This is a genomic window from Hyphomonadaceae bacterium BL14 (genome assembly GCA_027627705.1).
Lineage (GTDB): Bacteria > Pseudomonadota > Alphaproteobacteria > Caulobacterales > Maricaulaceae > Oceanicaulis.
Genome location: CP091242.1, coordinates 2,508,180 through 2,529,705, shown reverse-complemented (window position 1 = coordinate 2,529,705; position 21,526 = coordinate 2,508,180). Strand labels below are relative to the sequence as shown.

The 21,526-nt window shown below is 66.9% G+C and carries 16 protein-coding genes and 1 riboswitch; of the genes, 13 read left to right on the top strand and 3 right to left on the bottom strand.

Annotated elements, in window-relative coordinates; all coding sequences use genetic code 11:
- Positions 1–55 precede the first annotated feature (55 nt).
- Positions 56–1,024, bottom strand: a complete 969-nt coding sequence (mdh, locus tag L2D00_12315) for a malate dehydrogenase (protein ID WBQ12624.1) — start codon at positions 1,022–1,024, stop codon at positions 56–58.
- Between the two features lie 180 nt (positions 1,025–1,204).
- Positions 1,205–1,414, top strand: a riboswitch (cobalamin riboswitch).
- 176 nt (positions 1,415–1,590) lie between these two features.
- Between mdh and L2D00_12310 the strand changes: the two genes are divergently transcribed.
- Genes L2D00_12310 through L2D00_12295 form a run of 4 tightly spaced genes read left to right on the top strand, consistent with a single transcriptional unit; the run spans position 1,591 to position 5,993 of the window.
- Positions 1,591–3,408 carry a TonB-dependent receptor gene (locus tag L2D00_12310; protein ID WBQ12623.1) on the top strand — a complete coding sequence of 606 codons (1,818 nt, stop codon included), beginning with the start codon at positions 1,591–1,593 and terminating at the stop codon, positions 3,406–3,408.
- Positions 3,409–3,418: 10 nt separating this feature from the next.
- The gene (locus tag L2D00_12305) at positions 3,419–4,258 is read left to right on the top strand and encodes an ABC transporter substrate-binding protein (GenBank protein WBQ12622.1); all 840 of its coding nucleotides are present in this window, start codon (positions 3,419–3,421) and stop codon (positions 4,256–4,258) included.
- A complete protein-coding gene (locus tag L2D00_12300; protein ID WBQ12621.1) occupies positions 4,255–5,244 on the top strand; it encodes an iron ABC transporter permease in 990 nt (329 codons plus the stop codon). Before L2D00_12305 ends, L2D00_12300 begins: the two co-directional genes overlap by 4 nt.
- The gene (locus L2D00_12295) at positions 5,241–5,993 is read left to right on the top strand and encodes an ABC transporter ATP-binding protein (GenBank protein WBQ12620.1); all 753 of its coding nucleotides are present in this window, start codon (positions 5,241–5,243) and stop codon (positions 5,991–5,993) included. Before L2D00_12300 ends, L2D00_12295 begins: the two co-directional genes overlap by 4 nt.
- A gap of 20 nt (positions 5,994–6,013) precedes the next feature.
- On the opposite strand, the gene L2D00_12290 is transcribed toward L2D00_12295, so the two are convergent.
- Positions 6,014–10,927 (bottom strand): NAD-glutamate dehydrogenase, encoded by a 4,914-nt coding sequence (locus tag L2D00_12290; GenBank protein WBQ12619.1) that lies wholly within the window; start codon positions 10,925–10,927, stop codon positions 6,014–6,016.
- Positions 10,928–11,112: 185 nt separating this feature from the next.
- Here L2D00_12290 and L2D00_12285 point away from each other — a divergent pair, with 185 nt between their 5' ends.
- The 5 genes from L2D00_12285 to L2D00_12265 all read left to right on the top strand — a co-directional run bounded on the left by L2D00_12285 (position 11,113) and on the right by L2D00_12265 (position 14,780).
- Positions 11,113–11,796, top strand: a complete 684-nt coding sequence (locus tag L2D00_12285) for an SDR family oxidoreductase (GenBank protein ID WBQ12618.1) — start codon at positions 11,113–11,115, stop codon at positions 11,794–11,796.
- A gap of 516 nt (positions 11,797–12,312) precedes the next feature.
- A complete protein-coding gene (locus L2D00_12280) occupies positions 12,313–12,876 on the top strand; it encodes a hypothetical protein (protein ID WBQ12617.1) in 564 nt (187 codons plus the stop codon).
- On the top strand, positions 12,873–13,853 hold the full coding sequence (locus L2D00_12275; protein ID WBQ12616.1) for an alpha/beta hydrolase: 981 nt from the start codon (positions 12,873–12,875) through the stop codon (positions 13,851–13,853). Before L2D00_12280 ends, L2D00_12275 begins: the two co-directional genes overlap by 4 nt.
- Positions 13,854–13,945: 92 nt before the next feature.
- Positions 13,946–14,227, top strand: coding sequence for a DUF2312 domain-containing protein (locus L2D00_12270; GenBank protein ID WBQ12615.1), 282 nt, complete (start codon positions 13,946–13,948; stop codon positions 14,225–14,227).
- 28 nt (positions 14,228–14,255) lie between these two features.
- Positions 14,256–14,780 carry a hypothetical protein gene (locus L2D00_12265; GenBank protein WBQ12614.1) on the top strand — a complete coding sequence of 175 codons (525 nt, stop codon included), beginning with the start codon at positions 14,256–14,258 and terminating at the stop codon, positions 14,778–14,780.
- A gap of 103 nt (positions 14,781–14,883) precedes the next feature.
- Here the strand turns inward: L2D00_12265 and L2D00_12260 are convergent, their stop codons facing one another.
- A complete protein-coding gene (locus L2D00_12260) occupies positions 14,884–17,433 on the bottom strand; it encodes a zinc-dependent metalloprotease (protein ID WBQ12613.1) in 2,550 nt (849 codons plus the stop codon).
- A gap of 230 nt (positions 17,434–17,663) precedes the next feature.
- On the opposite strand from L2D00_12260, the gene L2D00_12255 reads away from it, so the two are divergent.
- The 4 genes from L2D00_12255 to L2D00_12240 all read left to right on the top strand — a co-directional run bounded on the left by L2D00_12255 (position 17,664) and on the right by L2D00_12240 (position 21,524).
- Positions 17,664–18,485 carry a CoA ester lyase gene (locus L2D00_12255; protein WBQ12612.1) on the top strand — a complete coding sequence of 274 codons (822 nt, stop codon included), beginning with the start codon at positions 17,664–17,666 and terminating at the stop codon, positions 18,483–18,485.
- Between the two features lie 10 nt (positions 18,486–18,495).
- Positions 18,496–19,017, top strand: a complete 522-nt coding sequence (locus L2D00_12250; GenBank protein ID WBQ12611.1) for a MaoC family dehydratase — start codon at positions 18,496–18,498, stop codon at positions 19,015–19,017.
- A gap of 33 nt (positions 19,018–19,050) precedes the next feature.
- Positions 19,051–20,247: an acyl-CoA/acyl-ACP dehydrogenase gene (locus L2D00_12245; GenBank protein WBQ12610.1), complete on the top strand. Its 1,197-nt coding sequence runs from the start codon at positions 19,051–19,053 to the stop codon at positions 20,245–20,247.
- Positions 20,248–20,342: 95 nt separating this feature from the next.
- Complete coding sequence (locus L2D00_12240) at positions 20,343–21,524, top strand: CoA transferase (GenBank protein ID WBQ12609.1); 1,182 nt, start codon at positions 20,343–20,345, stop codon at positions 21,522–21,524.
- Positions 21,525–21,526: the final 2 nt, after the last annotated feature.

The following is a 21,526-nucleotide window of genomic DNA, read 5'->3' as shown; positions in this document are numbered from 1 at the left end:
ACCCCGTATTGATCTTTGACGCCTCATCCCCCGCAAGCGGGAGAGGAAAGAGCGATCAGGCCAGGCTCGGATCAATGCCCTTGCAAGCCTCGACCAGACCCTTCACCGAGTCCACCGAGTGGTCGAACATGGCTTGCTCGTCGGCGTTGAGGCTGATCTCGACCACTTTCTCCACGCCGCCCGCGCCGATTACGATGGGCACGCCCACATAGAGCCCGTCCACGCCGAACTGGCCGGTCAGGTGCGCCGCGCAGGGCAGCACGCGCTTTTTGTCGTTGAGATAGGATTTGGCCATGGCCACGGCGCTTTCAGCCGGCGCGTAGAAGGCAGAGCCGGTGCCCAGAAGCTGGACGATCTCGCCGCCGCCCGAACGGGTACGCGCCACGATGGCGTCGATCTTGTCCTGCGTCGTCCAGCCCATCTTGATCAGGTCCGGCACCGGGATACCGGCCACGGTGGAGTAGCGCGTCAGCGGCACCATGGTGTCGCCATGGCCGCCCATGACGAAGGCCGTGACGTCTTCCACCGAGACGCCGAACTCTTCGGCCAGGAACCAGCGGAAGCGCGCCGAATCCAGCACGCCCGCCATGCCCACCACCTTGTTTTGGGGCAGGCCGGAAAACTCGCGCAGGGCCCAGACCATGGCGTCCAGCGGGTTGGTGATGCAGATCACGAAGGCGTCCGGCGCATGGGCCTTGATGCCCGCGCCCACCGATTTCATGACTTTGAGGTTGATGCCCAGAAGATCATCGCGGCTCATGCCCGGCTTGCGCGGCACGCCGGCGGTGACGATGCACACATCGGCGCCGGCGATGGGCGCGTAATCCTCCACCGAGCCGCCAGTGAGATGGCTGTCCTTGCCGAACACGGGGCTCGCCTGATCGAGATCCAGCGCCTTGCCCTTGGCCACGCCTTCGGCCAGGTCCATCAGCACCACGTCGCCCAGCTCCTCGCGAGCGCAAATATGGGCGAGCGTGCCGCCGATCATGCCGGCGCCGATAAGGGCGATCTTCTTGCGTGCCATGTGAGGAGGTCTCCTGAAATTGAGCAACCGGGCTGGTCGCGCCCGTTTTTCGCAGGCGCACAAATATTGCGCACGGGTCTAGCGCCGGACGCGCGCGAAGGCAATCGGGGTGCGAAGGGGTCCGGACATATCGCGGTTGCCGGTGCTCCCCGGCCCGGCTTGACGGCTGCAGGCCGCCCCCCTAACGATGACAGTGACGGTCCCGCGCGAGCGGGTGAAAAGGGAACACCGGTGAGAGGGCTTCAGGGCCTTCAGGTCCGGGGCTGTACCCGCAACTGTGAGCAGGGAGGGCGTCCGCCAGTATCGCCACTGGGCCGCAAGGCTTCGGGAAGGCGGCGGACGCGTGATGATCTGCAAGCCAGGAGACCTGCCGTCACGTCGTGTGGACCGGGTGCGGGCGTACACCATGGCCGGCGAGGGTTTATCCCGCGTGAAACGACACCGAAAAGGCGCGTGAGCGCCGGGCCGGCGTCCTTGCGTCCGTCCCGGAGCGCGGTGTTTGACAAAGACGCAGACAGCGGGGTGCTCACTCCCGCTGGTGTGCGCATCACCGGGATGAGTCTGACATGACCTTCACCCTGACGGGCCTTGCGGCCCTCACGCTGGCGCATGGCGCGCTGGCAGCTGACACGACAACCGAAACCTCCAACCCTGCCGACGTGATTGAAGTCACAGCAGTCCGCTTGCCGGCCCTGGTCAATGAAAGCGCTGCGGCGATCACGCTGATCGGCCGGGCCGAGCTGGACCGGGCCACCTTCGTGGTGGACACGCTGGCGGCTGCGCCGGGCGTGACCATCAACCAGACCGGCGCGTTTGGCGGTGCGGCGACCGTGCGCATACGCGGCGCATCGGGCGGCCAGACCCTGGTGCTGGTCGATGGCGTGCCGGTCAATGACGCGACCTCTCCCGGCGGAGCCTATAATTTCGCGGCGCTGGACCCGGACGCAGTGGACCGCATCGAGATTCTGCGCGGTGCCCAGTCAGTGATCTGGGGTTCGGACGCCATTGGCGGCGTGGTCTCCATCCAGACCCGGCGCGCGGTGCCGGGAACGGGGTTCAGCGGGTTCGCCGAGGCCGGCGCGTTCAACACCCGCCGTGGCGGCGCGGCGTTCGAGGCGTCCGGTGATGCGGGCGCGCTGCGTGTCGGCGTCACCAGCTTCAACACCGACGGCATCTCCAAGGCCGATGAACGCGACGGCAATACCGAGCGGGACGGCTATGACGCCCTGACCCTGCACGCCAGCGGACGGCTGGAACTGGGCGGTGCCGGAGCGCTGGAGCTGGCTGCGCGCCAGACCCGCGCGCGGACCGAGTATGACGGGTTCGGCCTGCCCACGGGCGTCGCCGACAGCGATGATTTCGACAAGACACGTGACCGCTCGGCCTCCTTGCGCTGGTCCAACAGCTTTGCCGGCGAGGCGCTGACCGCCCAGGCGCTGATCGGCTACGCCGATATTGAACGCGACGCGTTCAGCGCCTTTCCGTTCAGCGCGCGCGGCGAGCGGACCATTGGCCGCGCTGACGCCGCCTGGACGCTGGATGCGGGCCACAGGCTGGCGGCGGGGCTGGATCTGGAGCGATCGCAGGCCGATGGTGTCAGCTCTCACGAGGAGGGCGTGTTTGTGCTAGGCGAGCTGCGCCCTGCCACGGGCGTGGTGCTGTCAGCGGGCCTGCGCCGGGATGAATCCGACCGCTATGGCGGGGCCACGACAGGGCGCATCAGCGCCTCGGCCCGGGTGACGGACGCGGTGCGTCTGCGCGCCAATGCCGGGACCGGTTTCCGCGCGCCGAGCATTTTCCAGACCACCTTCTTCTGCTGCGGCGCGACCGCCCCGAACGCAGATCTGAGGGCCGAGGAGAGCATCGGCTATGATGTCGGGGCAGACGTCATGCTGGCAGGCGGACGGGTCATGCTCGAAGCCACATGGTTCGCGCAGGACATTACCGATCTCATCGACTTCTCGTTTGCAGCGGGCGGGTATGAGAATATCGCGCGCGCCGACACGCATGGAGCCGAACTGGCCGCGCGCGCCACGCTCTCCGAGCGCTGGAGCATGAGCGCCAGCTATGCCTGGCTGGAAGCCGAAGACGCCAACGGGGCCCGGCTGGCGCGCCTGCCGCGCCACACGGTTGATGCGGCGCTGAGCTATGACGCAGACCGCTGGGGCGCGACCGTGTCTGGCCGGTATAACAGCGAGGAATTCGACTCCAATGGGACGGTTCCCGCCTGGACGCGGCTTGACCTGAACGCCCATTACCAGCTGACCTCGCGCCTGCAGGTGTATGGCCGGGTGGAGAACCTGCTGGACCGTCACTACCAGCAGGTCTTCGGCTATGGCACGCCGGGCCGCTCGGCCTGGGCGGGGGTGAGGCTGTCACGGTGAGGCGAAGCACATGACCCTGCGCGCAGGCGCTCTGGCGGCTCTGGCCGCTGCCTGCCTCGCCGGCCCCGCTGGCGGGGCCGAGCGCCCGCGCGTCGTGTCGCTGGACTATTGCGCCGATCAGTATGTGCTGGCGCTGGCCGACCGCAGCCAAATCGCCGCGATCGCGACCGGTCCCGATGACGCTCATTCGGCGCTGCGGGCCCGGGCGGCGGGCCTGCCACGCGTGCGCGACAGCGCCGAGGACGTGCTGGCGCTGGCACCGGACCTGATCGTGCGCAGCTTCGGCGGCGGGGTCAGGGCGCAGGCATTCTATGCGCGTACCGGGCTCGGCGTGCATGATCTGGGCTTCCCGCGCAGCTTTGACGATATCGCCGCGACCATGGCGCGCACCGGCGCGGCCATGGGACAGGACGCGCGCGCGGCTGACCTGATCGCGGCCATGCAGACCGATCTCGATGCGGCCGCCGCGCCGGGCATTCGCGCCCGCGCGCTGTATCTCACGCCGGGCGGGGTGACATCGGGGTCCGGCACGCTGATCCACGCGATGATCGAAGCGGCAGGTCTGGAGAATGCGGCGGCGGCCCGCGGGGCGAGCGGCTGGGTCAGCGTGCCGCTGGAAACGCTGGTGCTCGACCCGCCCGAGCTGATCATCACCGGCTTCTTCAACCAGCCCGATATTCTGGCCGACCAGTGGAGCCTGACGCGCCATCGCGTCCTTAGGGACCTTCTGGCGCGCACGCCGGCGATTCATCTGGACGGCGCGCTGATCGGCTGCAGTGACTGGGGTCTGGCAACAGCCGCGCGCATCCTGCGCGAGGAGGCGGATATTTTGCTGGGACCGGAATCATGACCCGCCTGCGCCTCAATGGCGCGCTGGCGCTGGCCGGTGCCACCGCGATCCTGGCCGGACTGATGGCGGGCAGCGCGCCCCTGAGCCTTGCCGACACCCTGGCAGGTCTTGCCGGCACCGGGCCGGAGGGCGCGCGCCTGATCGTCCAGGAAATCCGCTTGCCGCGTGTGCTGGCGGCCTTTCTGACCGGCGCAGCGCTGGGGGCGTCGGGCGCGCTCTTGCAGGGTCTTTTGCGCAATCCGCTGGCCGATCCCGGCGTGCTGGGCGTCAGCGCCATGGCGGCGCTGGGCGCGGTGATCGCGATCTGGTTTGGCCTGGCCGCCATCAGCGCTTTTGCGGTGCCGCTCATGGCCATCGCGTTCGCCGCGCTGGCCGCCGCCCTGCTCGCCGGTCTCGCCGCCGCGCGGCTGTCCGTGGTGCAGCTGATTCTGGCGGGGGTCGGGGTGTCGAGCTTTGCGGGCGCCTTGAGCGCGCTGGCGATGAATCTGGCGCCCACGCCTTTCACATTGAGCGATCTGGTCAACTGGCTCCTGGGTTCGGTGGCCAACCGGTCCTTCACCGATCTGGCTTTGGCCGCACCATTCTGGATCGCCGGGGCAGGCCTGGCGGCGCTGGCCTTGCCGGGGTTGCGCGCCCTGACGCTGGGCGAGGACACAGCGCTGAGCCTCGGCGCGGACGTCCCGCGCGCGCGCCTGCTGGCGATATTGGCGAGCGCCCTGCTCACAGGGGCCGCGGTGGCGGTGGCGGGGATGATCGGGTTTGTCGGCATAGTCGCGCCGCACCTGGTGCGCCCGCTGGTGCGCCATGATCCAGGCGATCTGGTGCTGCCCAGCGCGCTGGCCGCCGGGGCGATCCTGGCGCTGGCGGACCTGGCGATCCGGCTCGCGCCGTTCACGCAGGAACTCAAACTGGGTGTGGCCGCGGCCCTGATCGGGGCCCCGGCCTTTATCTGGATCGCGGCGCGCAGCGCGAGTATCGGCCGATGAGCGCCGCCGCCCTCATCCGCGCCAGCGTCATGCTGGGCGGCCGCCCTGCGCTGGACACGGTCTCGTTCAGCGTGGCGCCCGGCGAGTTTGTCGCCCTGACCGGTCCCAATGGCGCGGGCAAATCCACGGCGATCCGCGCTCTGCTCGGTCTGGTCCGGTTAAGTGCGGGTGAGGCGCAGCTGGGCGGCGACGCTGTCGGCACGCTCTCACCGGCTCAGCGGGGGCGGCGCGCAGCGTGGCTGGCGCAGGACCGCTCCAGCGCCTGGGCGATCCGGGTCAAGGATCTGGCGGCGCTGGGCCGCTTCGCCTGGTCCGGCGCGCCCTATGAACGGCTGTCCGATGCGGACCGCGCCATCGTGGACGACGCGCTGGCGCGCGCAGGGGCGGCGGCGCTGGCGGACCGGCCGCTGGATGCCCTGTCCGGCGGTGAGCAGGCGCGCGCTCATCTCGCCCGGGCGCTGGCCGCGCGCGCACCGGTGCTGGCCGTGGATGAACCCGTGGCGGCGTTGGATCTGCGTCACCAGTACGAGGCCATGGCGGTGCTGCGCGCCGAAGCCGATCTGGGCAGGTCGGTGATCGCGGCCGTGCATGACCTGGACGCCGCCGCGCGCTGGGCCGACCGGGTGATCGTGCTCAATCAGGGCCAGGTAGCCGCCGACGCGGCGCCCGCTGCTGCGCTGAACGCAGACATGCTGGCGCACGTGTTCGGCGTGCGCCGGCGCGCTGAAGGCGGGTACGATCCCGTTTAGGGCCCGGGGAAGGACCCGGACTAGCTTCCGGCCTGAGGTCCCGCCAGTTCGCGCAGCTGGGTCGAGGCAATGGCCACTTTCGACAGCGCCCAGACCCCAGACGAGCCCAGCTCGTCCAGTGTCCGGTCGGCCCGGTCCACCTCGGCGCTATGCTGGGACGTCCAGCTTTCGACGAGATTCTCGGCCCAGTCGCGATCCGGGTTCTCCACCCCTGCCGCCAGCGCCCCGCCGGCTTTGGCCGCATAGGCCGAGACCTGGGTGGTGAGCGCATACTGGCTGGCATAGAGGTCCTCGATCAGGCGGCGCATGGCCAGCCTGTCCCAATGGAGGCTGGAGGACAATTGCCCGCCCGCGCCGCGCAGCACGTCAAAGCGGAAGCGCGCCCCGACAGCGTGGTAGAGCGCAGCGGCCGCGGCCAGCGGCCAGGCCGATTCCCGCGCCAGATCGATGACGTCGGACGAGGAGGTAAGCGGTTTGAGCCGCGCCACGTCGGACGCCAGCTCCACAGGAGCACCCTGATCCACATAGGCCTGCATGCGGCTGGCAATGCCGTCGGCCTCATGGGGCGAGACGACGGTATCAACCAGCGTCTTGAGCGCATCCACGCCCGGCTGGTAGGCGGCGATGACCTCGGCGATGGGTGCCGCGTCGCGGCCCATGGCCCGGCGGGCCAGCCAGTAGGTCTGCCGGCGCAGCAGCCGGATTACCTCGTCATGCAGCGCCGTCTGGACGCTGGCGGGCGCGGTATTGTCCAGCGCGTTGATCCGGTCGGTGAAGTCCTTGAACCGGAAAATCCGCCGGCCGGCCTCGAAGGCGCGGGCGATGGCATCCACATCCGCCCCGGTGCTCTCGATGGCACGCGACAGGAAGGTCGGCCCGCCCAGATTGACCATGTCATTGGCCAGGCGCGTGGCGATGATTTCGCGCTTCAGCCGATGGCCATGCATGGCATCGGCGTGGCTGGCGAGCTGATGGGGGAAGTAGGTAACCAGCATCTCGGAGAAATGGGGGTCATCCGGCGCGCTGGAGGCCACCAGCGCGTCAAAGAGCGTGATCTTGGCATAGCTGGCCAGCACCGCGATCTCGGGCCGGGTCAGGCCCAGGCCCTGCTCTTTCAGCTCGCGCAATTGCTCGGCACCCGGCAGGCCCTCCACCTTGCGGTCAAGCTGGCCGGCCTTTTCCAGACGGTCCATCAGGCGCTCGTGGGCGTCGATGTCTTCGGCCGCATGCTCGCGCGCGATGGTGAGCGCCAGGCTCTGATCATAATTGTGCTGCAGCACATGGTCGGCGACCGCATCGGTCATGGATTCCAGCAACACATTGCGTGCCGGGATGTCCATCTGGCCGTCGCGGACCATGGGGTTGAGCAAGATCTTGATATTGACCTCATGGTCGGAGCTGTCGACCCCGGCCGAGTTGTCCACGAAGTCCGCATTACAGCGCCCGCCATGGCGTGCGTATTCGATGCGCGCGGCCTGTGTAATCCCCAGATTGGCACCCTCGCCGATGACGGCGGCCTTCATCTCGTTTCCGTTGATGCGCAGCGGATCATTGGCCCGGTCACCGACCTCCCAATCCTGTTCGTGGGTGGCTTTCATGTAGGTGCCGATGCCACCAAACCAGATCAGTTCCACCTCGGCTTTCAGCAGGGCACGCATCAGATCATTGGGCGCAGCGGTCTTGCCCTCCAGCCCCGTCAGGGCGCGGATTTCGTCGGTGAGGGTGATCGCCTTGGACGCGCGCGGGAACACGCCGCCGCCTTTGGAGATCAGGCTCTTGTCATAGTCCTGCCAGCTGGAACGCGGCAGCTGGAACAGGCGGTTGCGCTCGTTCCAGGCAGCGTCCATGTCGGCCGGGTCGGGATCGATGAAGATGTCGCGGTGATCGAAGGCGGCCAGCAGCTTGATCTTCTTCGACAACAGCATGCCATTGCCGAACACGTCACCGGACATGTCGCCCACGCCGATGACGCTGAAGGGTTCGGTCTGGATGTCCTTGCCCATTTCGCGGAAATGGCGCTGGACCGACACCCAGGCACCGCGCGCGGTGATGCCCATTTTCTTGTGGTCATAACCCGCCGACCCGCCCGACGCGAACGCATCGCCGAGCCAGAAATCATACTCGCTCTGGGCGACGCCGTTGGCCATGTCGGAGAAGGTGGCCGTGCCCTTGTCGGCGGCGACGACCAGGTACGGGTCCTCGCCGTCCCAGCATACGACGTTTTCGGGGCGCTTCACCGCGTCCTCGGCCAGATTGTCGGTGATATCGAGCAGGCCGCGCAGGAAAATCTTGTAGGCCTCCTGGCCTTCCGTCAGCCAGGCTTCCCGGTCGGAACGGTCAGGCAATTGCTTGGCGTAGAACCCGCCCTTGGAGCCCACCGGCACGATCACCGCGTTCTTGACCTGCTGGGCTTTGACCAGCCCCAGCACCTCGGTGCGGAAGTCCTCGCGCCGGTCTGACCAGCGCAGGCCACCGCGCGCCACCGGGCCGAAGCGCAGATGCACACCCTCAACACGCGGGCTCCACACGAAAATCTCGCGATAGGGCTTGGGTGCCGGCAGGTCGCGCAGCTTGCGGCTGGCGATTTTCAGCGAAATCCAGGGCTTGGGCGAACCATCGGCCCCGGTCTGGTAGAAATTGGTCCGCAGCACCGCCTCGATCAGGCGCAGGATGCGGCGCAAGGCGCGGTCATGGTCCAGGCTTTCAACCGCGTCCAGACGGGTGCGGATATCCGCGGCAATTGCCTTGGCATGCGTCTCGCGCGCCTTCAGGTCCAGATCCAGAGCCGGATCAAACCGCGTCTCGGCCAGGCGGAGCAGGCCCAGCGCGATCTCGGGATTGGCCGCGAAGGCCTCTTCCTGCAGAGTCTGTGACGGATCGAGACCCGATTGCTGGCGGTAACGCGCGCAGGTACGCAGGAACGCGGCCTGGCGCCAGGTGACGCCGATGGCCAGCACCAGCTTGTTGAAGCCGTCATCCTCGCCCTGGCCGGACAGCACGGCAAGCAAGGCCTCTTCGAAGGCGTCCGCCACGCTGGCCACATCTCTGGCCGCGCTCACGGGCATCCGGGCCTCGAACTCGTGCACCCAGATCGTCTCGCCCGCGCCGGCCGCACTCTGCCGGCGGACGGGATAGCCCGCCTCGGCCTGGACGTGCAGGCCGAGATTCTCCAGCACGGGCAGCACTTCAGACAGGGCGATCTGTTCGCCATGACGGTAAAGCTTGACGCGCAGCCGCCCCGGACCATCGTCGGGCGCGGCGTAGGCGCGCGCGGCCAGCGGCTGATGCCCGCTCACCGTCTCCATGCGCCGCACATCCGCCAGCGCGTCATCCGGCGAGAAGCGCTCGCGATAGCCGGCCGAAAACCCGTCGACATAGGTGAGCACGGCGCGGCGCAAGGCTGTGTCCACGGCGGCGCGCGCGGCAGCGTTCAGCTCGTCCTCCCAGGTGCGCGCCAGCGCGGCGATACGGCGCTCCAGCTCGGCCGGGTCGGGTTCGGGATGGTTGAACGGGTTGAGGCCCACGATGAAATGGACCCGCGCCAGCGGGCCATCACCGAAATTGGGGTAGAAGGCCGATAGCCGCCCGTTGAACGCATCGCGGATCAGTTCGCCGGCCAGCTCGCGCACCTTCGAATTATAGCGTTCGCGCGGCACAAAGAGCAGGCATGAGACGAAGCGGTCGAACTGGTCGCGGCGCATGAACAGCTTGGTGCGCGGGCGGTCATAGAGATGGAGGATCCCCAGCGCCAGCTGCAGGAGATCGTTCTCCTCGGTCTGGAACAGCTCATCGCGCGGATAGGTCTCCACGATGTTCTGAAGCTTTTTGTAGGAGTGCGAGCCGGGCTGCTTGCCAGAGCGCTCGATCACCCGGCGCACCTTGCGCCGGATAAGCGGCACTTCGCGCGCCATCTGGTCATAGGCGTCCGAGGTAAACAGGCCGACAAACCGGGTCTCCCCGATCACCGAGCCGTCCTCACGATAGCGTTTGACGCCGATATAATCCATGTAAACGCGCCGGTGGACGCGGCTTTTCATATTCGCCTTGGCCACAATTACGGGCGAAGGCGCGCGCAGATAGGCTTCGATCGCGGGGCTGAGGAGCAGCGGCTCGGCGGTGGAGCGCAGCACATTGCGGTCGGGATCACGCAGCACGCCAAGGCCGGAACCATCGACGATATCGGGCTCCTTGCGCTCCAGCTTGCCGTCCGCGCCGACGATGTAGCGATAGTCTCGGCAACCCAGGAATGTGAACTGACCCGCGCGTAGCCAGCGCAGGAAGGCCAGCGCCTCGTCCAGCTCTTCCTTCGGCGCATTGGTGGGCGCGGTCTCGATGTGGCCGATCACCTCGTCCATCTGGGCGAGCATGCCCTTCCAGTCATCCACCGCATCGCGCACGTCGGCGAGGGTGGCCGCAACTTCCTGTTCGAGCCGTGCGCCCGCCTCGGCCGACATCCGGTCGACATGAACCTGAATCATCGATTCCTTGATGATCCGCCCGCCGGTTTCGACCCGGTCGGCGTTGTCATCGCGCCGCACTTCCACGATGGGGTGGAACATGGCCAGCACGTCGAGGCCCAGCACCGCGATCTCGCCCATGACCGAATCAACCAGGAAGGGCCGGTCCTGTCCGATGACCTCCAGGACGTCGCGATCAAGCGCGCGCCCGTCCGCGCCGCAGGCCCGCCGCACGCGCACCTTGATCTTTTCGCCCGGGCGGGCCGCCGCGTACTCCCAGAATTCGGCCGCCAGCGCGAGCGCGTCCTCCATGGCCAGCCCGGCCATGTCATCGGCCAGGGCGTCGCCCCACACCTGCTGCAGATAGCTTTCCGCATCGGGCCCGCAGGCCTTGAACTTCGCCTTGAACAAAGCGCGTCCGGCTTTGACAAACGTGTGCTGATCGAACGCATAGGCGACGCTGACGACAGCGCTCATGGCCGGAGGCTCCGCAATGGCGCGGCGCGCGTAAGTGCGGTGCGCCGCAGATTGAAATTTATGGGCGCACACTACGGCACCGCGCGCACCGTTCAAGCGCTGTCCCGCGTCTGGACCTGTAGTCGGCGCTGTGGTGAGGTGAACGTCAACCTGTCACACACCTTACCCCACCAACCGGAGCCCCCATGCCCCACGCCCTCATCACTGGCGCCAATCGCGGCCTTGGCCTGGAACACGCGCAACAATTGCTGTCGCGCGGCTGGATCATCACCGCCGCCGTGCGCGATCCCGGTGCCGCCACGGACCTCAAGGCACTCGATCCCGGCGATGGCCGGCTGCAGATCGAGGCTTATGATGCCTCTGAACCGGGTTCAGCGGCCGCATTGAAATCGCGCGTGAGCGGGCCGATCGATATCCTGTTTGCCAATGCCGGCATGATGCACCGCGATGGGTTCGGCTCTGGTGCCAGCGAAGAGTTCATCGCTTCCATGCGCGTGAATGCGCTGGCCCCGTTGGCCCTGGCCGAAGCTTTCGCCGATCAGGTGGCGGCCAGCCAGATGAAAGTGATCGCGCTGCAATCCTCCCGCATGGGCTCCATCGCTGACAATGATTCCGGCGGCATGTACGCCTATCGCGCCTCCAAGGCCGCGCTCAACGCGGTGGGCAAATCACTCAGCAATGATCTCAAGGCCAAGTGCGTCGTCGTTCTGATCCTGCATCCCGGCTGGGTCAGAACCGATATGGGCGGGCCGGGCGGCAATCTGACCGTCACCGAATCGGTGGAGGCGCAGCTGGATCTCATCGCGCGCGCCAACCCGGCGATGAGCGGGCGGTTTTTCCATTCCAACGGCCAGGATCTGCCTTGGTAGGGGAGCCGGCTGTAGGCCCAAGATGTTCGCCCGCACCCTGACATGCAAAACGCCCCGCGACGGTTCGCGGGGCGTTTCTGGTGATGGCGGCGCCGCCGAACGGGGACAGGCGTGTCCGGCGGCGCCTGCAGGCCTCATCGGGCAGGCTGGGGGGACGCACTCTGAGGCCTGTTCGATGTGTGCGTTTGTTGAACCAAATCAACGTACCGGGTGATGTAGAGATCATAGAGCGTTGCGCAAGCGCCATCCTCTGTCCCGCACTGCGCCGTCAGCTCCTCATGTCCACCTGTAGCCATCTGATCATTGTGACGGCGCTTCGGTCAAGGGTCTGATTTTTCATATGCAACTCTTGCCGTGAACGGGCTGAAGCCTTGATCTGCGGCATCTGCGCGCAAGCGGGTGATGCGGCGGCCACGTGCGGTCACAAGACTGTGATGCGCCGCGGGCGACCCTCTCGGCAGCGCACATCGGTTCGGCGGCTTGTCTCCCGCCTGCAGACGCCTATGCTCATTGGTAATGATCGAGCTGCTCCTCATTTCTGTCCAGGCCGGTGACGATCCGGTGATCCGGCTGGACACTGCCCCCGTCCGCCAGTCCCTGGACGAGCGGCTGGATATGCGTCTGGCGTCCTTGCGCGAGGCGGCCACGCCCGCCGAGGCGGACGTTATCGCCGAGGAGGTGCTGTCGCTGTGGCGCCAGCAAGCGGGCCCCGCCTCCGATCTCCTTCTGAGCCGGGCCGCCGAGGCTAGCGAGCGCGGTGACAGCGCCACAGCGCAACGGTCGCTGGACCATCTGCGCCGCCTGGAGCCAGACTTTGCCGAGGGCTGGGTGGCCTCGGCGCGGCTCGCCGCTGCAGGCGATGACTGGGGCTTCGCGCTCGAAGCGCTGAATGAAGCGGTGGCCCGCGAACCCCGGCGCTTTGACGCCTGGGTCATGCTGGCGCAGGCGCTGGAGCGTGCTGAGGCGCGCGCGGCCGCGCTGGAAGCCTATGAAGAGGCGCTGGCCATCCACCCTCACCACCACACAGCCGGACCGGCCCGCGCCCGGCTAACACGCGACCTGGCCGGACGCGCACTGTGAACCTGACAGACATGAGCCCGCCGGCGCCGGTGATGATCATAGCCGCCGGCCTGGCGCTGCTGGCTCTGACCGTGCTCGGGGCCTGCGCCGCCGGGGCCGGGCGCACCGGCGAGCTGGCCGAGCAATATCCGCCAGACGGCCAATTCGTTACTGTAGCCGGCACACGTCTGCATTATCACGTCACCGGGCCAGACGATGCGCCGGCCGTACTGGCCCTGCATGGCGCCTCGGCCAATCTGCATGAGATCAAGACCGGGCTGGAAGGCGCGCTGGGCGGATACCGCGTGATCTGGCTGGATCGTCCAGGTCTGGGCTGGAGCGAGCGTCCGGGCGGGTCCTGGAGCCCGCAGCGCGAGGCCGCACTGATCGCGTCCTTTCTGGAAGCGCTGGACCAGCCGGCGGTAAGCGTTATCGGCCATTCCTGGGGCGCAGCGATCAGCTTGCGCCTGCTGATGGATCACCCGGAGCGCACCGCCGGGGCGGTGCTGATCGCGCCCGCCGTGCGCGCCTGGGTCGGCGAGGCGGCGCTGTATAATCGCGCCAGTACCTGGCCGGTGATCGGCCCGCTGATCACCCATGCCGTGGTGCCCATTGCCGGGCCGGGCCAGCTTGCAGGCGGCGCGCAGAGCGCGTTCGAGCCGGAGACCATGCCGGACAATTATGTGGAGCGGACCCAACTCCCACTGATCCTGCGTCCGGGACCCTGGCGCGCCAATGCCGACGACATGGCGCGCGTGAACGAGCACCTGGCCGCCCAGGAAGGGCGCTATGATCAAATCACTCAGCCGGTGATCCTTGTCGCCGGCCCCGAGGATACAGTGGTGTTCACCCACCGCCATGCCGGGCCGGTGGCCGAAACCCTGCCCGCCGGCGAGCTACGCCTCATCGAGGGTGCCGGACACAATCCTCATCACAGCGCGCGCGGGCGCGCCGCCGTGGTGCAGGCGCTGGGCGATGTGCGGGCGCGCCTGCCATAGAGATGACTGTGCGCTGACCGCACGCTTGCCCTGACGGGTCGGCGTGCCTATCCCCATCGCCACACCCTTCGACCGAGACAAGGATATGGACCATGGCCGACTTTGCCGCCACCCCCGATAAAGACGAATCCGACGCCATCGGTGCCGCCGCCCGTGACCAGCTGAAAAGCTTCGTGGCGCGCATCGAGCGTCTGGAAGAGGAAAAGGCCGGCCTCGCCGCCGACATCAAGGAAGTCTACGCCGAAGCCAAGAGCTTCGGATTTGACACCAAGGTGCTGCGCAAGGTCATCTCTATCCGCAAGCAGGATCGCAATGAGCGCCAGGAGCAGGAAGCGCTTCTGGAGCTGTATCTGGGCGCGGTCGGCGAATTCTGATTCGCCACCCGCCCGGCGCGGAGGCGCCATGGCGCGAGACACCGATGACAGGGAGGCAGAGCGGGCGACGCGCAAGGCGCTCGCCCGGATCCGCCGGGCCCGCGACGCGGTCACCCGCGCCATCGCCGAGGCAGGTGATCGCGATGCGGCTGAAAGCGCCCGCGCCGAACTGACCGACTGGGAAGACGAGTTCATGGCGTCTGTCGAGGCGCGTCTGAACGAGTATGGCTCCGCCTTCGCCGACCCGGCCAAAGGCGCGCCCGGCGAGGCGCTGTCACGCCTGCAACTGGTGAAGCTCAAAGAGATCGAAGCCAAAGCCCGCGGCAAGCCACGCGGCGGTTTCGCGCCAAAGCGCGCCAGCTTCCGGTCCAGGACCCCGCCGGCAAAGCCGCGCAGCCGCGACATTCACGAGGATGTCGATGCGCCGCCGGCGGACCCGCCCCGCATTGCCCCGGTCTTGTCGCCACCGGGTGCACCGGACAGATCCGGCCAGGCCCCTGCCCCGTCGGCGCGTCCGGTCTTCAAGGTGATCAAGGGCGGCAAGGACGATTGAGCCCCCTCAGGCCGGGCTCACCGCAAGTGGGCAGAGCGCAGGGCGGCAACGGCTGTGAGGCGCAGGGGCGGCGAACCGCTTCCTGCGCCTCATCCGTTTTGCGTCAGGCCTCGAACGCCGCAATCAGGCGGCGCAGATGGGCGCGATGGGCGCGCGCCTCCTCCGATCCGAACAGATCCGGTATCCAGGACGGGCCAACCCGGCCCTTGACGTCATTGATCGCCGCCAGAGCCGCCGAGCGGCCCGTAGGCGAGACGCTGGCATCGCCAGTCAGCGCGATCAGGCGCTGCAGATAGGCGACCTGAAGGTTCTGCCGGTACGTGTTCGGCTCGCCGCCCACATCGGCCGCATACATGATCCGGGTCAGGTCACGCATGTATGCAGCTGCACTGTAGGTCCCGCCATAGCGGCGGGAATCCTGCAGACGATCAAGGACGTTGGGATGGGTCAGATGGGCCAGAAGCGCCATTTGCTGTCCGAACGCCCGGCTGTGCAGGGACGGGTCCTCGTTGGAGCCGAAATGGTCAAACAGGCGGCGCTGACGCTGCAGACGGTCTGCATAGGCCTCTTCGATCATGAAGGCGTCCGGACCGAACATGGCCGCCTCCAGCACACGCAGGGCTTCTTTCTGCTTGGCTTCCGGCACCGGCACGAAGGGCCGCCCGGCACCAGGCTGCCCGACCACGGCGCGATTATTGTAGACCCCGGCAATGTGGCGCGTGGCCACATTCGCAGCGCCGAAGCGCTGGCCCGACAGGATCTGATAGCTGGTCAGCAGACCCTGATAGGTCTCGCCCTCACGCTCGAACACGTCCGGCAGGGTCGCCAGCGTCTCATTCACCATCGCCACGCGCTCGGCAGCCCAGCCCACCGGATCATCTGACAGGTCATTGATCATCACGCGCGGGTCGATGCCGCGGCCCGGCGAGCGCATGTCGTCGGCGTCATTGCCGAAGGCCAGTTCCGTCTCGGTGGAGCGGGCCAGGATCGCCGGCAGGGCGGTTTCATCAGGCGTGTAGCCGTACTGGATCGCCCAGATGTCATACGCGCCCGGCACATCGAGCGAGTACTGACCCTGCGCCACGCCCGCCGGGGCGAGGTTGAGTGCGGGATAGTCCATGATCGAGTTGGTCACGGCGCGTCCGTCATGCAGGTCCGCCAGCGGCACGCCGGAGGTGGCGCGCATGTTGTGCATCAGGCCGAGCGTGTGGCCGATCTCGTGGATGACCAGATAGGCCAGCGATTGGCGCTGCAGCTCATCCAGTTCGATCTGTGCAGCACCGCGCGCCTGCAGAGCGGCCAGGGCCGCCTGGGTTTCGAACTGCAGGTGTTCGGCGAAATTGCACATTTCGCCATGGGCATGGTCGTGCACATGGGCGAGCTCGGGCTGGCCGGTCATTTCCGCCAGCATGTCGGCAGGCAGCCATTGTGTCAGGCCGGCCACGTTGAACAGCTCGGAGAAGCGGATTCGGTTCGTCAGGAAGACGTATTCCAGCATGATATCCGCGCCGATGATTTCGCCAGTGCGCGGATTGGTGAAGCTCGGCCCGTAGCCGCCAAACGGAGGCGTGGGCGAAGACGTCCAGCGCAGGACATTGTAGCGGATATCGCCGGCATCCCAGTCGGCGTCGTCGGGCTGCACCTCCACCTGGATGGCGTTGGAGAAACCGGCAGCTTCAAACGCGATATTCCAGGTCAATGCCGCATCGCGGATGGCGTCGCGCAGCTCGTGCGGGGTGGTGTTCTCGATCCACCAGACAATCGGCTGGACCGGATCGGACAGTTCCGCATCCGGGTCCTGCTTGACCAGGCGCCAACGATTGATGACGTCGTCAAACGGCGTGACCGTCGTGTCGGTGAGATTGGTCACGCGCTCGCCAAAATAGCCGACGCGAAAATCATCGGCGCGCGGCGTGAAGCCGTCCTCGGGCATGGCGATGAACGAATGCTGGAGCTGGATCGCAATGGTGCGCGAATCGGTGATTTCCGGACCCGACGCGCCGCGCGGCGCGTCATTGGTGAACACGTATTCCACGACGATATCCAGGTTCAGCGGATAGCCGCGCGCGTCCAGCACGCGTGTGCGGCCGCTGTCGAGGCGGCCGAGCTGGAAGATATTGGCCGCCGCCGGGCCCGTCGGCGGGGTCGGCTTGATCTGATGCATGTCTTCCGACTGCAGGAGCCGGCCGGCATTGATCAGATAGCGGGCGGGGGCGGCAGCTTCGCCCTCGGCTTCCTCGGAGGCCGCTTCGCCGTCAGCCGTCTCGCCGCCCGGGGTCATGGCGACCACGTCGACCACCGCGAGGAGAGCGCGGGTGATGTTGGCGTTGGCGGCGCGCGACAGCGCATTGTCCGGATCGGTAGAGAAATTGGTGTTCAGCGCTTCGATCTCGATCTTGCCGAAGCGGTGCTCGAACGTGAGGACCCGGTTGGCGCGGAACTGGCCGCGGAAATGGCCGACGCGCGGGGCACCGTTTTCGGTGTAGGTGAAATAGATGAACTCATCACCAAGCTGGTCAGCGGAGATCTCCATGAAGAGATCGCCGTTTTCGGTGTTGCGGTAGAGGGGGAAGAGGCCGTCGATTTCCTCGATCGTCTCGTCTTCAAAAAATTCTTCGATGGTCTTGGTATCAGCGAATGCGGTTGCGCTCATGAAAAGCGCAAGAAGCGCCGCCGCGACCCAGCGGCCTGCCTGATTCAACATGGAATTTCCCTCCCCGGAATATGGTCGGCTTGTAAACTAGGCCAATGGAGCGGCCGGGGCCAAGCCTGAAGCAGCTTAATTATCGGTCACGTAAGCGTGCGCCTTCATGCCGTGCGCGGCTTGACCGGCCCGGGGCGCGCCCCTAATTTGTCCGGACAACCCTGGCGGAATGGAATTCGATGCGCAGCCTGCTTTTTGTCCCCGGATCGCGCCCTGACCGTATCGCCAAGGCGCTGGCCGCCGGGGCGGACGGCGTATGCATCGATCTGGAGGACGCGGTACCTCCCGCCGGCAAGGCCGAGGCGCGCGATGCCGTGATGGCGGCGCTGGCGCAGCCTCGGGCAGCAGCCGCGCCGCGGCTGGGCTTCCGGATCAACTCCCCGCGCACGCCGGCGGGCCTGGCAGACCTTGCCGCCTACGCGCACGGGGGCGGCCGGACCGATTTTCTGATGATCCCAAAAGTCTCGCACGCTGAGGAGCTGTTGATCATCGCCGAGGCTTTGGGCGGGCCGGACGCGCCGCCGCTCTGGCCGGTGGTCGAGAGTGCGCTGGGGCTGAGGCATGCCTACGAGATCGCGGGAGCGCCCGCTGTCGAGGGTATCCTGTTCGGCGGCGCGGACTTTGCGGCCGATCTGGGCGTCACCCTCGATTGGGAGCCGCTGCTGCATGCGCGCGGCGTGCTGGCGGCCGCCGCTGCTGCAGCCGGCGTGGAGCTGATGGATGTGCCCTGGCTGGACGTGGAGGATGAGGCGGGCCTCATCGACACCACGGCGCGCGCCAAGGCGCTGGGCTTTAGCGGGCGCGCCTGCATCCATCCAAAACAGGTGAGCGGCGTCGCCGCCGCCTTCACGCCGGGCGAGGACGAACTCGCCCGCGCGCGCGCCATCCTGGAGGCGTTCGACAAGGCGGAAGGCGGAGCCGCGCTGTTCAATGGCAAGCTGATCGAACTGCCGGTGATCCGGGCGGCGCGCCGCACGCTCGCCGGCGCGCGGCAAGGATAAGGGGACATTCGTGGTTCAGAACGTGAAGGAAATCGGTCCGCAGCGCTATCGCGAGACCTTCGGGCGCTATTTTGAGGATTTCATCGTCGGCGACATCTATGAGCACCGCCCGGCCAAGACGGTGACAGAATACGACAATCATCTGTTCACGCTGATGACAATGAACACGCACCCGATGCATTTCGACGCGGAGTTCGCCAAGGGTTCGGAGTTCAAGCAGAATCTGGTGGTGAGCCCCTATACGCTGGCGATCCTGATCGGGATGAGCGTGACCGATGTGTCCCAGAAGGCCATCGCCAATCTGGGCATGGACGAGGTGAAATTCACCGCGCCCGTCTTCGCCGGCGACACGATCTATGGAGAGAGCGAAGTGCTGGCCAAGCGCGAGAGCCAGTCGCGCCCCGGCCAGGGCATTGTCACGGTGCTGACGCGCGGCTTCAACCAGCGCGGCGAGATGGTCTGCACCTTCAAGCGCAACATGCTCATCCCCGGCCGCGGCAATGCGGTCGAGGACAAGGTGGGCAATTACTAGGGCGCAGTGTGCGCCAAACCTGAGGAGCCTCACATGGCGGCTGCCGAAACCTATCAGATGACCGAGGCCGACGAGCGCCAGATGCTCGGCGCGATCGCGAAATGGATCGAGAAAAAGGTCGCGCCTGTGGCGATGGACCTGGAGCATGCCGACGAATGGCCCGCCGCCCTGGTGGAGGACATGAAGGAGCTGGGCCTGTTCGGCGCGCTCATCGATCCTGAGTATGGCGGGCTGGGCCTGTCTGCGGCGACCTATTCGAAAATCGTCATGATGATCGCCGAGGAGTGGATGAGCCTGACCGGCATCTTCAACTCCCACCTGATGATGGCCCAGATCGTCCAGCGCTTCGGCACGGACAAACAGAAAGAATACTGGCTGCCCAAATTCGCCACCGGCGAGCTGCGCGGCGGGCTGGGCCTGACCGAGCCGGATGCGGGCACCGATCTGCAGGCGATCCGCACCACGGCCCGCCTTGAGGGCGGCCAATACATCGTCAACGGCGCCAAGACCTGGATCTCCAACGCCATCAAAGGCCATGCCTGCGCGCTTCTGGTAAAGACCGACACCGGTGCCGAGCCCCGTTACAAGGGCATGAGCATGCTGATCGTCTCCAAGATCGACCCCGAAACCGGCGCGGCCCTGCCCGGCATCCGCAACGGCCAGAAGCTGGAGAAGCTCGGCTATAAGGGCATCGATTCAGGCGAATTCATCTTTGAGGACTATACCTGCGACGCCGAGCTGTCCCTGGTCGGCGGCGAGGAGGGACAGGGCTTCTTCATGGCCACGGGCGGTCTCGAGATCGGGCGCATCAATATCGCCGCGCGCTCGGTGGGCATCGCCAAGCGGGCCTTGCGCGAAAGCGTCGCCTATTCCCAGACCCGCAAGACCATGGGCAAGCCGATCTGCGAGCATCAGGCAATCCAGCTGAAGCTGGGCGACATGGCCGCGCGCACCCGCGCCGCCGAACTGCTGGTGGAAGACGCGGCGCGTGCCTATGACACCGGCGCCCGGATCGACATGGAAGCGGGCATGGCCAAGTATTTCGCCAGCGAGACCGCCGTCGAGGTCGCCACCGAGGCCATGCGCATCCATGGCGGCTACGGCTATTCCAAGGAATACGTGATCGAGCGCCTCTACCGCGACGCGCCGCTGATGTGCATCGGGGAAGGCACAAACGAGCTGCAACGCATCATCATCGCCAAACAGCTGATCAAGCGGAACCCGGTTTAGGGTGCCATCCCCCCTCTGTCAGCCTCGCTGACACCGCCCCGCAAGCGGGGAGGAAAGGCGTGAGTATCCGCGCGGGCACCGACAGGAGACCCAGGATGTACAAACCCCTCGACGGCCTGCGCATCCTGACCATCGAGCAATATGGCGCCGGGCCCTATGGCACGCAGTTGCTGGCCGGCCTGGGCGCGGAGGTGATCAAGATCGAAACGGCTGAGGGCGGCGACTCATCGCGTGCAGCCGGCCCCTACTTTCTCGGCGAGGATGACAGTCAGTTCTTCCAGACCTTCAACCGGGGCAAGAAGTCCGTCTGTCTTGATCTCAAGCATGCTGATGACCGCGCCCTGTTCGAGACGCTGGTGAAGGGCGCCGACGCGGTCGCCAATAATCTGCGCGGCGATCTGCCCGCCCGGCTGAAAGTCGATTACGCCGCGCTGAAATCCATCAAGCCGGACATTGTGTGCGCGCACCTGTCAGCCTATGGCCGCGGCGGCGCGCGCGAAACCTGGCCAGGCTATGATTATCTCATGCAGTCAGAGGCCGGCTTTCTGTCGCTCACCGGCGAGCCCGATGGCCCGCCGGCGCGCTTTGGCTTGTCCATGGTCGATTTCATGACCGGTACGATGATGGCGCTGGGCCTGGTCTCGGCGGTGCTGGGCGCGCGGCGCACGGGCGAAGGCTGCGATGTGGACGTGTCGCTGCTCGATACGGCCCTGCACCAGCTGTCCTATCCGGCCACATGGTATCTCAATGAGGGCGCGGAGACGACGCGGCTGGCGCGGTCGGCCCATCCGTCGGTGATGCCCAGCCAGCTGTTTCCCACCGAAGATGGCTGGATCTTCCTGATGTGCCAGCTGCCCAAATTCTGGAGCGTGTTCTGCGAGGCGGCGGGGCGCGCCGATCTGGCCGCCGATCCGCGTTTCGCTGACACGAATTCGCGCGGCGACAACCGCGCCGCCCTGCAGGATGAGCTGGACGCCCTGTTCCGCACCCGGCCCACTACCCACTGGGTGGCGCTGCTGGGGGGCAAGGTCCCGGTCGCGCCGGTCTATTCCCTGTCTGAGGCTCTCGACGCGCCGGACGCCGCTGGGCTCATCGAAACCGTGGACCATCCTGATCGCCCGGACGGCCTGAAGCTGCTGCGCGAACCCTTCCGCATCAATGGCGAACGGCCTTCGCAGGCGAGGGCGCCGAAGCTAGGGGAGCATACGCGCGAGGTTCTCGATGCGCTGGGGAACGGTGGAAACGGCGGCGGCGGCAAAGACCAGGGAGCGCAGTGAAC

Bases quoted from the DNA above. Each gene is read 5' to 3' on its own strand.
- mdh (WBQ12624.1), bottom strand. From the start codon at position 1,024: ATGGCACGCAAGAAGATCGCCCTTATCGGCGCCGGCATGATCGGCGGC.
- L2D00_12310 (WBQ12623.1), top strand. From the start codon at position 1,591: ATGACCTTCACCCTGACGGGCCTTGCGGCCCTCACGCTGGCGCATGGC.
- L2D00_12305 (WBQ12622.1), top strand. From the start codon at position 3,419: ATGACCCTGCGCGCAGGCGCTCTGGCGGCTCTGGCCGCTGCCTGCCTC.
- L2D00_12300 (WBQ12621.1), top strand. From the start codon at position 4,255: ATGACCCGCCTGCGCCTCAATGGCGCGCTGGCGCTGGCCGGTGCCACC.
- L2D00_12295 (WBQ12620.1), top strand. From the start codon at position 5,241: ATGAGCGCCGCCGCCCTCATCCGCGCCAGCGTCATGCTGGGCGGCCGC.
- L2D00_12290 (WBQ12619.1), bottom strand. From the start codon at position 10,927: ATGAGCGCTGTCGTCAGCGTCGCCTATGCGTTCGATCAGCACACGTTT.
- L2D00_12285 (WBQ12618.1), top strand. From the start codon at position 11,113: ATGCCCCACGCCCTCATCACTGGCGCCAATCGCGGCCTTGGCCTGGAA.
- L2D00_12280 (WBQ12617.1), top strand. From the start codon at position 12,313: ATGATCGAGCTGCTCCTCATTTCTGTCCAGGCCGGTGACGATCCGGTG.
- L2D00_12270 (WBQ12615.1), top strand. From the start codon at position 13,946: ATGGCCGACTTTGCCGCCACCCCCGATAAAGACGAATCCGACGCCATC.
- L2D00_12265 (WBQ12614.1), top strand. From the start codon at position 14,256: ATGGCGCGAGACACCGATGACAGGGAGGCAGAGCGGGCGACGCGCAAG.
- L2D00_12260 (WBQ12613.1), bottom strand. From the start codon at position 17,433: ATGAGCGCAACCGCATTCGCTGATACCAAGACCATCGAAGAATTTTTT.
- L2D00_12255 (WBQ12612.1), top strand. From the start codon at position 17,664: ATGCGCAGCCTGCTTTTTGTCCCCGGATCGCGCCCTGACCGTATCGCC.
- L2D00_12245 (WBQ12610.1), top strand. From the start codon at position 19,051: ATGGCGGCTGCCGAAACCTATCAGATGACCGAGGCCGACGAGCGCCAG.
- L2D00_12240 (WBQ12609.1), top strand. From the start codon at position 20,343: ATGTACAAACCCCTCGACGGCCTGCGCATCCTGACCATCGAGCAATAT.